Consider the following 13,778-nt stretch of genomic DNA (forward strand, 5'->3'; position numbering starts at 1 on the left):
TGACGACCAGCTATGAGGTACCCAGTTTGTCCCGTCCCGCCAGCACAATGTCCACCGGCAGACCCCCTTCCCGACGAGGCGCCCTGACGCCCACACTGATCGTTGTGGCCCTGGTGGTTGTGGGCTTCATCTTCTTCGCCAACGTCTGGACCGATGTCCTTTGGTACCGGCAGCTGGGCTTCATCGAAGTCTTCATCACGGAGAACCTGGCCCGGATTGCCATCTTCGTTGCCGGCTTCGCCGTCATGTTCGCCGGCGTCTTCTTTGCGATCCGGATCGCCTACCGCTCGCGTCCGGTGTACGCCCCCGACTCCGACATCCGGGACAACCTGAACCGCTACCAGGCGCAGCTTGAACCCGTCCGGCGGGTTGTCATGATCGGCCTGCCGGTCCTGTTCGGCCTCTTCGCCGGAAGCGCCGCCGCAAGCCAGTGGCAGAAAGTCCTCCTGTTCTTCAACCAGGTGGGCTTCAACAAGCAGGACCCCCAGTTCAACATGGACATCAGCTTCTACGTGATGGTCCTGCCGTTCCTGGGCTTCGTCACGGGCTTCCTGATCAGCGTGGTGGTCATCGCCGGCATCGCCGGGATCCTCACTCACTACCTTTACGGCAGCATCCGGCTCATGGAGCGTGGTGTCTTTACCAGTCGTGCCGCGCAGATCCACATCGCCGTCACGGGCGCCGCGTTCCTGGTCCTGCTGGGCGTCAACTTCTGGCTGGACCGCTACTCCTCGGTGCAGAGCAACGGCGGACGCTGGGCGGGTGCGCTTTACACCGACGTCAACGCCGTCATTCCCACCAAGGCCATCCTCGCAGTCGCCGCCGTGCTCGTGGCGGCCCTGTTCGTCGTCGCGGCTGTGATCGGGCGCTGGCGCCTGCCGGTGATCGGAACGGCGATGCTGATCATCACCTCGATCCTGGCCGGCGGCGTGTACCCGTGGGTGATCCAGCAGTTCCAGGTCCGCCCCTCGGAAGAGACCCTGGAGAAGGACTACATCCAGCGCAACATCGACAACACGCGCAGCGCCTACGGCCTCGACGGGATCCAGGAGTCGCGCTACGACGCCACCAACACGGCGACCTCCGGTGCACTGGCGCCGGACGCCCAGACCACGGCCAACATCCGGCTGTTGGATCCGAACCTGATTTCGGATGCGTTCGCGCAGCTGGAACAGTACCGGCCCTACTACCAGTTCCCCGAAGCCCTCAACGTGGACCGGTACGAGGTGGACGGGAAGATCCAGGACACCGTCATCGCTGTCCGGGAACTGAACCCCACCAACGTGGCAGCCAACCAGCAGGGCTGGCTGAACCAGCACGTCGTGTACACCCACGGTTACGGCGTCGTGGCGGCCAAGGGCAACAAGTTCACCGTGGACGGAAAGCCCGAGTTCCTGCAGTCGGGCATCCCGTCCAACGGCGTCCTGGGCAATGACACGTCCTACCAGCCGCGCATCTACTTCGGCGAATCCTCACCGGAGTACTCCATCGTCGGCGCCCCGGAGGGAACCGCGCCCCGTGAGCAGGACCGTCCTTCCGGCCGCGAGGGCGAAGGCGAAACCCAGTACACCTTCACCGGCAACGGCGGCCCGAATGTCGGGTCCTTCTTCAACAAGGTTCTGTACGCCATCAAGTTCCAGTCCTCGGACCTGCTCCTCTCTGACGGCGTGAACTCCGAGTCTCAGATCCTCTACGACCGGAACCCCCGCGAACGTGTGCAGAAGGTGGCCCCCTACCTGACGGTTGACGGCAACGCGTACCCCGCCGTGGTGGACGGCCGCGTGAAGTGGATCGTGGACGGCTACACCACCAGCCAGTACTACCCGTACTCCCAGCAGAAGCAGCTGTCGGAGGCCACCGCGGATACGCAGACCACGTCCGGCCGGGCCGTTGCCCTGCCGAACAGCACGGTGAACTACATCCGGAACTCCGTCAAGGCGACCGTGGACGCGTATGACGGTTCCGTCACCCTGTACGCCTGGGATGACCAGGATCCCGTCCTGAAGGCGTGGAGCAAGGTGTTCCCCACCTCGCTGAAGCCTTACTCGGAAATGTCGGGCGCGGTGATGAGCCACGTGCGGTACCCCGAGGACCTGTTCAAGGTCCAGCGTGAGCTGCTTGGCCAGTACCACGTGACCGATCCCCGCAGTTTCTACAAGAACAACGACGCCTGGAGCGTCCCCGCCGATCCCACGGTGGACACGGACGTGAAGCAGCCACCGTTCTACATGTCGCTGCAGATGCCGGACCAGGACAAGCCGGCGTTCCAGCTGACCTCCTCGTTCATCCCGCAGATCGTCAACAACAACGCCCGCAACGTCCTCTACGGCTTCCTGGCAGCGGATTCGGACGCCGGCAACCAAGCGGGCGTCAAGGCTGAGAGTTACGGCAAGCTCCGCCTGCTGAATATCCCGCCGGAAACCCAGGTTCCCGGTCCCGGCCAGGCGCAGAACAAGTTCAACTCGGATCCCACGGTCTCGCAGGCACTGAACCTGCTGCGGCAGGGCGCGTCCGATGTCCTGAACGGAAACCTGTTGACGCTGCCGGTGGGTGGCGGCATCCTGTACGTCCAGCCCGTGTACCTGAAATCGACCGGTGAAACGTCCTACCCGACGCTCCAACGCGTCCTGGTGGCGTTCGGCGACAAGGTGGGCTTCGCGCCGACCCTCGACGAGGCGCTCAAGCAGCTCTTCGGCGGCAACTCCGGCGCAGCGGCGGGAGACTCGGACAACAACGGACAGACGCCTCCGGGCCCCTCGGGTCCGGCTGCGCCAGGAGCGGATGCCAAGGCCGAGCTGAAGGCGGCACTCGACGAGGCCAACGCGGCCATCCAGGCCGGCCAGGCTGCGCTGTCCAGTGGTGACTTCGCCGCCTACGGTGAAGCCCAGAAGCGCATTTCCGCCGCCCTGCAGAAGGCCATCGAGGCTGAAGGCAAGATCCCGGGCGCGGCCCAGGAAGGCACACCGGAGCCCTCGGCCACGGCCACCCCGTCCCCGTCGCCGAGCAACTAGGGACAGGGCGGCACGCACGACGCCGGCACGCGGCACCCGCTTCTTTCGGGAAGCGGGTGCCGCGTGCGTAACGGACATCACGCCGCCTCGATTTGGTCCCGCGTTCACCTCCCGGTAAAGTAGTTTGTGCGACGCGGGGTGGAGCAGTTCGGTAGCTCGCTGGGCTCATAACCCAGAGGTCACAGGTTCAAATCCTGTCCCCGCAACTGGGAAAAAGGCCCGGACACTGGAAACAGTGTCCGGGCCTTTTTGTTTGCCTCCCGGCAGGGCTTCCCGTCGCGCGCAGGGGATGTGGTCATGGGACCGCCAAAGATAGGGTATTGTTGATCAAGCGACGCGGGGTGGAGCAGTTCGGTAGCTCGCTGGGCTCATAACCCAGAGGTCACAGGTTCAAATCCTGTCCCCGCAACTATGGAGAGACCCCGTACGGCAGGCAAGCCGTACGGGGTCTTCTTTTTCCGTGGATGCAGGCAGTTCCTAGTATTCTCTTTCGCAGGGCCCACGCGCGGTGGGCACCGGCCGGCCATTCTCGAGAGGAATGTACTTCGATGTCCACACCCACCAAGAAGCCCGGCACCGCCGCTGGTAAGCGGTCCCGACTCTACTGGGGCGTCCCCGCCGTCCTCGTGGCCCTGGTGCTTCTGGTCCTCGTCGCCCGGTGGCTCGTGGGGCTGCCCGCCGTGGAGTCGTTCCTGTCGGACTATCCGGGCCACTCGGAGCTGCCCCAGGACGCTCCTACGGGCTTCCCGGCCTGGCTGGCGTGGCAGCACTTCCTCAATGCCTTCTTCCTGCTGCTGATCATCCGCACCGGCTGGCAGGTGCGGACCACAACCCGTCCCAGTGCGCACTGGACGCGCAACAACAAGGGGCTGATCCGGACCAGGAACGCCCCCACCAAAATCAGCCTGGAACTGTGGTTCCACCTCACCCTGGACGCCCTGTGGATCCTGAACGGCGTCGTGTTCGGCGTCCTGCTGTTCGCCACCGGGCAGTGGATGAGGATCGTCCCCACCAGCTGGGACGTGTTCCCGAACGCAGTGTCCGCCGCCCTGCAGTACGCGTCGCTGAACTGGCCCACTGAAAACGGGTGGGTGAACTACAACGCCCTGCAGCTGCTGACATACTTCCTGACGGTCTTCATTGCGGCGCCGCTGGCGTTCATCACAGGCCTGCGGATGTCCGGAGCCTGGCCGAAGAAGGCCGCCGGGCTGAACAAGGCGTTCCCCATCGAATGGGCCCGGGCCGTCCACTTCCCGGTGATGATCTACTTCGTCGCCTTCATCGTGGTGCACGTGTTCCTGGTGTTCGCCACCGGCGCCCTGCGGAACCTCAACCACATGTATGGTGTGCGGGATGACGACGGCTGGCTCGGCTTCTGGGTCTTTGCAGCCTCCGTGGCTGTCATGGTGGCCGCCTGGTTCCTGGCCCGTCCGCTGTTCCTGCGCCCCATCGCATCGCTGATGGGCAAGGTCAGCCGCTGACCGCTCCCCGGCCGGCCGGCCCTCAGGAGTCCTTAAGCTTCTGGTAGGTGTCCAAGGCCCGCTCCCGTGATTCGGGCAGGTCCACCAGCGGCGCAGGGTACCCGTCGGTCTCGGCGTTCCACGGTTCGTGGACCTGTTTGCCGTCAAGCCGGGCGATCTCCGGAATGAACTTCCGCAGGTAGTCTCCGCCGGCGTCGAACTTCTTGCTCTGTGTTACCGGGTTGAAAATCCTGTAGTACGGCGAGGCGTCCGCCCCGGACCCGGCCACCCACTGCCAATTGGCGGGGTTGTTCGCGGCATCCGCGTCCACCAGCGTGTCCCAGAACCATTGTTCCCCGATCCGCCAGTCGGTCAGCAGGTTTTTGACCAGGAAGGATGCGGCGGCCATCCGTACCCGGTTGTGCATCCAGCCCGTCTGCCAGAGCTGCCGCATGCCGGCATCGACCAGCGGATAGCCCGTGTTGCCCTGTTGCCAGGCGGCCAGTTCCTTCCGGCTGGGGGAGCCCCACTGGAAGTTGTCGAACTGAGGGCGGAAGTTCCGGGTTGCAAGGTCTGGATTGTGGTACAGCAGATGCCAGTTGAACTCCCGCCACCCCAGCTCGGAACGGAAAATCCCGACGTCGGCGGGAACCTTGCGCGGATGGCGGCGGCGGATTTCCCGCCACACGCGGAACGGGCTGAGTTCCCCGAAGCGCAGATGCGGTGAGAGCCTGCTGGTCCCTTCCGTGCCGGGAATGTTCCGGCCGGTTCCGTAATCCTCGATGGGACCGTCCAGGAAGTCTTCGAGCCGTTGCGCGGCCCCGTGTTCGCCCGGTTCCCAGGTCTCTGCCAGGCCGCCGCTCCAGTCGGGGGAGGTGGGCAGGAGTTTCCAGCTGCCCAGGGCATCGCCGGCGGGCAGGCCGCGCCCGGAGGCCGCCGGCTCGGGCAGGCTGCCGGAACCATCGAGCGGGTCCCTGATATCGCCGGCGGCAAGGCAGGCACGCCAGAAAGGGGAGTAGACCTTGTAGGGACCGCCCGAGCCTGTCCTGATGGTCCAGGGTTCGAACAAAAGGTTGGCCTGGAAACTGTTGGCCTCGATGCCGTTGTCGGCGGCCCATTCCTTCAGCCCGGCGTCGATATCGCGTTCCGGCTGCCCGTAGCGGCGGTTCCAGAACAGGTGCCCGGCATGGGTCTGGGTGGCCAGCTTCCGGATGACGTCACTGGAGCGGCCGCGGCGCAGGACCAGCCGTGAGCCCTTGGCTTCCAGTTCGGTGCCCAGCGCATCCAGGGAGTGGTGCAGCCACCAGCGCGCCGCACCTCCCAGCGGGCGGACGCCCGGGGACTCCTCGTCGAGCACATAAACCACGGTCATGGGCTTGCCAAGGCCCGCAGCCTCCGCGAGGGCCGGGTTGTCGTCCAAACGGAGATCGTCACGCAGCCAGACAAGGGACGTCGCATCAGGGGAAGCCATGGCTCCACGCTACACACTCGGATACGCCGGAGGGCCGGGACTTTCCGTCCCGGCCCTCCGTTTCCCGCGATGACGTGCGTCCGCGCGGTCTAGAGCTTGTCGAAGTCGGCCTCATCCACGGCGGAAGCCGATGCCGCGGACTGGTTGCCTGAACCGATGGCCTGGGTGCTGTTGGTTCCGCCCGCCTTCAGCGCGGCGAGACGGGCCTCGATTTCGACCTGTTCGCCAAGGTCCTCAAGCTGGTTGAACTGGGCATCCAGGCTTGAGGCAGCCAGTTCCTGCTGTCCGCGGACCTTGGCCTCCTCGCGCCGGATCTTCTCCTCGAAGCGGCCCACCTCGCTGGTGGGGTCCATGATGTCGATGCTCTTGATGGCGTCATGCACCTGGGACTGCGCGGCCGCCGTCTTGGAGCGGGCCACCAGTTCGTTGCGCTTGCTGGTGAGCTGGTTGAGCTTGTTCTTCATCTGGTCGAGGCCGCTCTTCAGCTTTTCCACGACTTCACGCTGGGAGGCGATGCTGGGCTCTGCGCCCTTCGCTTCGTTCTCCGCAGCCATCTGGCGCTGCAGGGCAACCTTGGCGAGGTTGTCGAACTTTTCCGCATCCGTTACGTCACCCGCGGAGCGGAACTCATCGGCCTTGCGGGAGGCAGCCAGCGCCTTGTTGCCCCAGTCACGGGCATTACGGACATCCTCGTTGTAATCGTCTTCGAGCATACGGAGGTTGCCGATGGTCTGGGCTACGGCAGATTCGGCCTCGGCGATGTTGTTGGTGTAGTCCCGGACCATCTGGTCCAGCATTTTCTGCGGATCCTCAGCGTTGTCCAGCAAGGAGTTGATGTTTGCCTTCGCCAGCTGCGCGATGCGGCCGAAAATGGACTGCTTAACCATGGTGTTACCTTTCGTCCTGCTCTGGTTGTAGCCACTGCTGCCCGTGAACAGTGGGGTGTTGCTTCTCCTCGCCGCCGGCGATGCCCGCGGCTTTTGGCTTGGAAGGTCCTAAAAGTCTCCGCCGCCGCCGGAATCTCCGCCCCAGCCGCCGCCCATGTCGCCGCCGAAACCGCCGGAGTCGCCGCCCCAGCCGCCGCCGTCCCCGTGGCCTCCGCCCCAGCCTCCGCCGTGGCCGCCGTTGAGGATGGAGTTGATCAGGATGCCGCCCAGGATGGCGCCGCCCAGGCCGCCGCCTCCGCCGCCGCCGAACATTCCGCCGCGGCCGTAACCCTGGTTGGCGTAGCCGTCGAAGTGGTCAACGTCCGACTGTGCCAGCTGGGCGGCCTGGGCCGCGAGGGCGTGCGCCTGCTGGGCGTAGGTCAGGGCCGTGACCGGATCGGTCCGGGCGATGGAGAGTGCGTAATCCAGGTTTCGCTGGGACTCGGCCAGGCGGGTGCGTGCTTCGGTGCCCACGCCGCCGCGCCGGGCCGTGATGTAGTCCGAGGTGGCGCTGATCTGGGCCTGGGCAGACATGATGGTCTGCTGCAGCGAGGCCTGCGCGCGGCGCGCCTGCTCCTGCTGGTCGCGGATGCCGGTGAGCGACTGGTCGAGGGACTGGTGGGCCGACTCGACGCGTTGCAGCGTGGCGATCGGATCGATCTTGCCGCCCTGGATTTCCGCCTTCACCTGCGCCAGCGCGGCTTCGACGCCCGCCACCGGGCCGGCGAGTTCGGGGTGGGCGCCGGACTGGATCATGGCCCGGGCCTGCGCGAGGTCCTGGGACGTATCCACGACGGCGGCTTCGAGGCTGTTGCGGGCCTCGTCCAGGCTGGACGAAAGCTTCGAGATCGCGTCCAGCAGCACGTTCGTCTGGTGGAGGCTCTCTTCAGCGGCCCGGACGGCGACGGCAGCCATGCTGCCCTCGCCCTGGTCCAGCTTCTCCTGTGCTGCCGTGCTGGCATTCCGGACGAAAGCCAGCCGCTCCTTGGCCTGGAGGATGTTGTCGGACACCTGGGCCAGTGCACTGTCCGCGTACTTGCCCTGCAGCGTGGCCAGGGACGCTTCTGCATTCGTGATCTTCGCGTCCGCCTCGCGTGCCCCGGAGTTCACGGCTGCCAGCGCCTGGGGGGCGTTCTTTTCGAGTTCGCGCAGCGAATCGAAGTCGGCCTTCTGCTCCTGCAGCGATGCCAGCGCGGCCTCCGACCGGCGGATGATTTCGCCAAGCCAGGTGCGCTGCTGCTCCTCGGTGTCCGGGATGTGGTCGTCCAGCTGCTGCTGCAGCTTGAAGGACTCGGTCATGTGGGCCTTGGCCTCTTCCAGGGCTTTGGTGAAGTTGCCGACCGCGGAGTCGCCGTACTGGGCCTGGGCGAACATGAGTTCCTGCTCGCTGGACTTGATGGAGTCGTCCGCTTCGATCAGCAGGGAACCGCTCTTGCGGCGCAGTTCCTCCACGCTGAGGGATGCCAGTGGATCCGCCTGGCCGCCCTGGGGGCCGTAGCTCGCGCTGGAGGCCTGTCCGGCCGCCTTCTTCCGGCGGTTCCGGAAGTAGAGGTAGGCGCCGGCGCCGCCGGCAGCCACGACGCCCGTACCCACGAGTACAGCCGCGCCAGCGCCACCGTCGGAGGGCAGCTTGCCGCTTCCGCCGCCCACGGCGTCGCCGACGGCCGAAGCAGCGTTGATCGCGGCTTGGGCGTAGTTGAGATCGGCCAGTTGAGGACCTATAGCCGTGCTTTTGATGTTGTCCACCTGCGACGTGGTCAGCTTGGTTCCACCCTTATTCAGGACGTACTGCCTGGTGTCGGTGGCGACGGCAAAAATCAGCGCGTTGGAACCGAGATTGGCTTTCTGCGCAACTTCGTCGGTCCACGCTTCACGGTCCGTGGGGTTCTCGAACTTCTTGACGGTGACGACGTGCAGCACGGTGGCGTGGTCGCTGCCAAGCTTTTTGATGGCCGCCTCGACCTTGGACTTATCGCCGCCCAGAACACCTGCGGAGTCGACAATCTTGGTCTGAGGATCCAAGGTGACCGGATCTTCGGCCCAGGCCGCGCCGGCAGGTACCGCCAGCAGGCCGGTAAGGCCGATCACGGCGAGAATATGTTTGAACTTTGACCGCATGTGCAACCCTTCAGCACGCCTGACACCGATTCCGGACGAACCAGTAGTCCCGAAATCCAGCAGCGCCCCCACGCTTGGTGTGAAGCCGCAGGTCGCTGTGGCATTTCATCTTGATTCTATGGTGCACCCCACAGCCCGTCCATTGAGGTGAATATGCCACCAGCGAAACGTCCCGACAGGCACAGCCTGCGGACACACGAGGCGGGCCGGCGGGCGGTTGCGCCGTTCAGGAACCTCCCAGCAAACATCCGAACTTGTTCCAGTCGCGGGGTCCATAGTTAAGTGCAGACGAGGATGAAAGGAAGTCCGATGACTGAGAACCACACCTCCGGTAACGGCCCGGAAGACGGCCGGCCCGCAGGCCGGAACCCCTGGCAGCAGCCCACCATGCCGGGCGACGGAGCAACGGAGACTCGGCATGCCGAAGGTGCCTCCGGACGCGCCGTCCCGGACAACGGCGGAACCCATGCAACAACAGGTGGCTCCGCTGCAGATAACGCCGGCGCCCACCACCAGGCCGGCCAGCACCCTACGGAGCAGTTGGACCGGCAGTCCGCGGACAACCAGACGCGCGAAATTCCCCGTGGCCAGCACCCCGAATACCCGCAGCGGCAGCCGTTTTACGGCCAGCAGGGCTACTACGGGCAGCCCCACCAGAACCCCCAGCCGCAGAACCAGCACTCCAATGCTGCGCCCCACTATGGCCAGCACGGCGGCGGACACGGCATGCCCGGAGGCAATGTTGCCCTGGCGCCGAACCCCAAGGACGCTCCCCGGCGCAAGGCCACCTTCGGCGTCGGAACCCTCGTGGCCAGCATCCTCGCTGCAGGCCTGGTGGGCGGAGGAGTGGCAACGGTGGGCTCCGGTGAATTCTTCGGGACCACCTCCACCTCCACCTCGGCCACCGGCAACAGCAAGCCGGGAACGGTCATCGTCAACAACCAGGACAGCGTCAACGAGATCACCGCCGCGGCGGTCAAGGCTTCGCCCAGCGTCGTGACCATCAGCGCCACCAGCGGCAGCTCCGGCGGTACGGGGTCCGGCATTGTCCTGGACGACCAAGGCCATATCCTGACCAACACGCACGTGGTGACCCTGGACGGGCAGACCGCGAACGCGGGCCTGGAAGTGCGTACCAGCGAGGGCAAAGTGATTGCCGCGAAGCTGGTGGGCACGGATCCGCTGTCAGACCTGGCAGTGATCAAAGTGGACGACATGTCCGGCCTGACTCCGGCCACGCTGGGTGACTCGTCCAAGCTCAACGTGGGGGACACCGCCATCGCCATCGGGTCCCCGCTGGGGCTGAGCGGAACCGTCACCGACGGCATCGTCTCCACCCTCAACCGCACCATCAGCGTTGCGTCCTCCGCTGCCCCGGAAGGCGGAGACAACAGCCAGGGCGGTGACCAGGGCTTCCAGTTCGCACCTCCGGGCGGCGGCCAGAGCCAGCAGAACTCCAGCCAGAACTCCATCGCCATCAACGTGATCCAGACTGACGCGGCCATCAACCCCGGCAACTCCGGCGGGGCCCTGGTCAACAGCAAGGGCGAGATCATCGGCGTGAACGTGGCCATCGCGTCGGCCGGTTCGGGCACCTCGTCGTCGCAAAGCGGCAATATCGGCGTCGGTTTCAGCATTCCGATCAACAATGCCAAGCGGGTGGCCCAGGAAATCATTGACACCGGCAAGGCCTCGCACGGCCAGCTGGGCGTCAGCGTCAAGGCCAAGACAGCGTCCGGAGCGTCCTCGGAATTCTCCGTCGGGGCCGACGTTGCCACCGTCGAACCGAATTCGCCGGCTGCCACCGCAGGGATCAAGACGGGCGATGTCATCACCAAGTTCAATGACCTCACCATCGGCGAGCCAAACCAGCTGACGGCCGCGGTCCGCGAACAGCCGGCAGGTTCGAGCGTGAAGATCACCGTGCTGCGCAACGGCAAGGAGCAGACCTTCGACGTCAAGCTGGGCACGGCGGCCAGCTAAGGCCGGCAAGCCACAGGCAGGTACCAGGCATAACGACGGCGGCGCCGCACCTTCGGGTGCAGCGTCGCCGTCCTGCGTTCCACGGCACGGGCCTGCCGCAGGAAACGCACTGACACAGGCGTTAACCGGGCGTCACATGACGCGCCCAATATGGTTAGCTAGACCTACCCGCATGCCGGGCATTCCGCGGCCATGACCTTATCCGGCTGGCTGTCCACAAGCATGGAAGGCTGCTGTCACTACAGTGGAAGATACATTGAAGATTGTCGTCCTGGTCAAGCATGTCCCGGACGCCCAGTTCGACCGCCACCTCAACGGGGAGGGCCACACCGCGGACCGCGATGAAAGCATCCTCTCCGAACTGGACGAGTACGCCCTCGAAGCGGCCCTGCAGCTTGCAGAGGCGCGCGGCGGCAGCAAGGCCGGCAACCAGGTCATCGCACTGAGCATGGGCCCTTCCGGCGCCGTCAACTCCGTCAAGAAGTCACTCCAGATGGGGGCGACCGAGGGCATCCACGTCACTGACGAGGCACTCGCCGGATCGGACGCGGCAGCCACGTCACTGGCTCTGGCCGCGGCAATCCGCCATGTTGGCCAGGTGGACCTGGTCCTCACCGGAATGGCGTCCACCGATGGTGAGACTTCGCTGGTGCCGGCACAGCTGGCCGAGCGGCTGGGGCTTCCGCAGGTGACGTTCGCTTCCACGCTTGAGGTCGACGGCGGCCGCCTCACCGCCCGCCGCGACGCGGACACCTTCTCCGAAACCGTCGAAGCGCCCCTCCCGGCGGTAGTCTCCGTGACGGACCAGATCAACGAGCCCCGATACCCCAACTTCAAGGGCATCATCGCGGCCAAGCGCAAGAGCATCACCACGCTGTCCCTCTCCGACATAGGACTTTCACCCGACCAGGTGGGCTTTGCAGGCTCGTGGACGGCCATCTCCAGCGCAGAGGAACGCCCGCCCCGCACGGCCGGAACCATCATCACTGACGAAGGCGACGCCGGCATCAAGCTGGTTGACTTCCTGGCCGCCCAGAAGCTGCTCTAAGAGGATCACAGACATGGCAAAAGTACTTGTATTCATCGACAACCCCGGTTCAGCGCTCAAGAAGAGCAGCCTCGAGCTGCTGACCCTGGCCCGCTCGCTCGGGGACAGCGCCGTGGCCGTCAACGGTGACGTATCCGACGCCGTCGCCGCTTCCTTCGCCGAGTATGGCGCCTCAGCCGTCCTCCGTCCTTCCGCCCAGGACCTGGACGAATACCTTGTTGCACCCAAGGTGACCTTCCTGGCTGCCGCTGCCGAGAGCACCGGCGCCGCAATTGTCCTGCTGGACAACTCGCCTGAAGGCAAGGAAATCGCGGCCCGGCTTGGCATCAGGCTCGGCGCCGGCGTCATTACCGACGTCGTGTCCGTGGACTCCGACGGATCTGCCCACAAGGCAGTCCTTGCCGGCTCCTACAACACCACGTGCAAGGCCAAGACCCCTGTGTCCATCCTGACCATCAAGGCCAACAACGTGGTCCCGGAACCCGCGGCGGCGCACTCCACGCCCGAACAGGGCACCGTGGACGTCCCGGCTGCCGGCGCCGTTCCCGCTGCACGCGTTACCGCCCGTGAACAAAAGGTGGCCAGCGGGCGGCCTGACCTGACCGACGCCCGCATTGTGGTGGCCGGCGGCCGCGGCATGGACGGTAACTTCGGTCCCGTGGAGGAACTTGCCGACGCCCTGGGTGCTGCAGTGGGCGCGTCCCGTGCTGCCACTGACGCAGGCTGGATCAGCCACGACGCCCAGGTGGGCCAGACCGGCAAGACCGTGTCACCGCAGCTCTATATCTCCGCCGGCATCTCGGGCGCCATCCAGCAGAAGGCGGGCATGCAGACGTCCAAGGTGATCGTGGCCGTCAACAAGGACGCTGAATCGCCGGTGTTCGAGATCGCCGACTTTGGCATCGTCGGTGACGTCTTTGACGTGCTGCCGCAGGCAACGGCGGAGATCAAGAAGCGCAAGGGCTGACCTTGGCTGTAGTGACCCCGCACCAGCAGAGCCCGTTCGACCCGGCAAACCACCGGGTGGAGCGGGTGCTCTGTTTTGCGGCCCATCCGGATGACATCGACTTTGGCGCGGCGGGAACGATTGCCGCCTGGACATCGGCAGGCGTGCAGGTCAGTTACTGCATCATGACCGACGGCGACGCCGGAGGTTTCGACCCCGCCCACCGGGCAGACATCATCGCCATGAGGGACGCCGAGCAGCGCCGGGCGGCCGCGCTGGTGGGTGTCACGGACATCCACTACCTCCATCAGCGCGACGGGTACCTCGAACCCTCGCACGAGGTGATGAAGGCCGTGGTGAAGCTGATCCGGGAAATCCGTCCCGACGTCGTCCTTTCCATGCACCCGGAACGCAACTGGCGCCGCATCCAAAAGAGCCATCCTGACCACCTTGCCGTGGGGGAGGCCGTGACCCGTGCCGTGTACCCGGCCGTGGAGAACCCGTTCGCGTACCCGGAACTGGCCGAAGCGGGTCTGGCTGCGTACAAACTGCCGTGGCTCTGGTTCTACGCCGGGCCGGATGAGCGCGAGAACCATTTTGTCGACGTCACCGCGCATGTGGACGCAAAGCTCAAGGCGATCCATGTGCACGTGAGCCAGCACCCGGACGTGGACGCCATGGAAGCGACGGTCCGGCAGGGCATGAAGGCCAACGCCGGCAGGGCCGGCCTGCCGGACGGCCACAGCGCCGAGGCGTTCCACGTCGTGGCCGTGAACGGACCCGGAACGATCGCAGGCTTCTAGCCGGAGCCGGCA

At 65.6% G+C, this 13,778-nt stretch carries 9 protein-coding genes and 2 tRNA genes; 8 read left to right on the plus strand and 3 right to left on the minus strand.

Going from position 1 to position 13,778, the window contains the following annotated elements; translation table 11 throughout:
• The first annotated feature begins 47 nt into the window (after window positions 1-47).
• The 4 genes from AS031_RS03310 to AS031_RS03325 all read left to right on the plus strand — a co-directional run bounded on the left by AS031_RS03310 (window position 48) and on the right by AS031_RS03325 (window position 4,492).
• Complete coding sequence (locus AS031_RS03310) at window positions 48-3,011, plus strand: UPF0182 family membrane protein (protein ID WP_176716495.1); 2,964 nt, start codon at window positions 48-50, stop codon at window positions 3,009-3,011.
• Between the two features lie 132 nt (window positions 3,012-3,143).
• Window positions 3,144-3,217: transfer RNA gene (locus AS031_RS03315), tRNA-Met, on the plus strand.
• A 129-nt stretch (window positions 3,218-3,346) separates the two neighbouring features.
• A tRNA-Met gene (locus AS031_RS03320) sits at window positions 3,347-3,420 on the plus strand.
• 139 nt (window positions 3,421-3,559) lie between these two features.
• Window positions 3,560-4,492, plus strand: coding sequence for a cytochrome b/b6 domain-containing protein (locus tag AS031_RS03325; RefSeq protein ID WP_058266679.1), 933 nt, complete (start codon window positions 3,560-3,562; stop codon window positions 4,490-4,492).
• 22 nt (window positions 4,493-4,514) lie between these two features.
• On the opposite strand, the gene AS031_RS03330 is transcribed toward AS031_RS03325, so the two are convergent.
• The 3 genes from AS031_RS03330 to AS031_RS03340 all read right to left on the minus strand — a co-directional run bounded on the left by AS031_RS03330 (window position 4,515) and on the right by AS031_RS03340 (window position 8,986).
• Window positions 4,515-5,942, minus strand: a complete 1,428-nt coding sequence (locus AS031_RS03330; protein WP_058266680.1) for a cryptochrome/photolyase family protein — start codon at window positions 5,940-5,942, stop codon at window positions 4,515-4,517.
• Between the two features lie 89 nt (window positions 5,943-6,031).
• Window positions 6,032-6,829, minus strand: a complete 798-nt coding sequence (locus tag AS031_RS03335; protein WP_058266681.1) for a PspA/IM30 family protein — start codon at window positions 6,827-6,829, stop codon at window positions 6,032-6,034.
• Between the two features lie 108 nt (window positions 6,830-6,937).
• Entirely contained in the window at window positions 6,938-8,986 is a 2,049-nt protein-coding gene (locus tag AS031_RS03340; protein WP_058266682.1) for a TPM domain-containing protein, read from the minus strand.
• Between the two features lie 309 nt (window positions 8,987-9,295).
• Between AS031_RS03340 and AS031_RS03345 the strand changes: the two genes are divergently transcribed.
• From AS031_RS03345 to AS031_RS03360, 4 genes are all read left to right on the plus strand, one after another.
• Window positions 9,296-10,969: a S1C family serine protease gene (locus AS031_RS03345; protein WP_058266683.1), complete on the plus strand. Its 1,674-nt coding sequence runs from the start codon at window positions 9,296-9,298 to the stop codon at window positions 10,967-10,969.
• Window positions 10,970-11,225: 256 nt separating this feature from the next.
• Window positions 11,226-12,017, plus strand: coding sequence for an electron transfer flavoprotein subunit beta/FixA family protein (locus AS031_RS03350; protein ID WP_058266684.1), 792 nt, complete (start codon window positions 11,226-11,228; stop codon window positions 12,015-12,017).
• Window positions 12,018-12,030: 13 nt separating this feature from the next.
• Window positions 12,031-12,984, plus strand: coding sequence for an electron transfer flavoprotein subunit alpha/FixB family protein (locus tag AS031_RS03355; RefSeq protein ID WP_058266685.1), 954 nt, complete (start codon window positions 12,031-12,033; stop codon window positions 12,982-12,984).
• 11 nt (window positions 12,985-12,995) lie between these two features.
• Complete coding sequence (locus AS031_RS03360; protein ID WP_176716505.1) at window positions 12,996-13,766, plus strand: PIG-L deacetylase family protein; 771 nt, start codon at window positions 12,996-12,998, stop codon at window positions 13,764-13,766.
• The last annotated feature ends 12 nt before the right edge of the window (window positions 13,767-13,778 follow it).

Source organism: Pseudarthrobacter enclensis, from assembly GCF_001457025.1.
Lineage (GTDB): Bacteria > Actinomycetota > Actinomycetes > Actinomycetales > Micrococcaceae > Arthrobacter > Arthrobacter enclensis.

Bases quoted from the DNA above. Each gene is read 5' to 3' on its own strand.
- AS031_RS03310 (WP_176716495.1), top strand. From the start codon at position 48: ATGTCCACCGGCAGACCCCCTTCCCGACGAGGCGCCCTGACGCCCACA.
- AS031_RS03335 (WP_058266681.1), bottom strand. From the start codon at position 6,829: ATGGTTAAGCAGTCCATTTTCGGCCGCATCGCGCAGCTGGCGAAGGCA.
- AS031_RS03345 (WP_058266683.1), top strand. From the start codon at position 9,296: ATGACTGAGAACCACACCTCCGGTAACGGCCCGGAAGACGGCCGGCCC.
- AS031_RS03330 (WP_058266680.1), bottom strand. From the start codon at position 5,942: ATGGCTTCCCCTGATGCGACGTCCCTTGTCTGGCTGCGTGACGATCTC.
- AS031_RS03325 (WP_058266679.1), top strand. From the start codon at position 3,560: ATGTCCACACCCACCAAGAAGCCCGGCACCGCCGCTGGTAAGCGGTCC.
- AS031_RS03340 (WP_058266682.1), bottom strand. From the start codon at position 8,986: ATGCGGTCAAAGTTCAAACATATTCTCGCCGTGATCGGCCTTACCGGC.
- AS031_RS03355 (WP_058266685.1), top strand. From the start codon at position 12,031: ATGGCAAAAGTACTTGTATTCATCGACAACCCCGGTTCAGCGCTCAAG.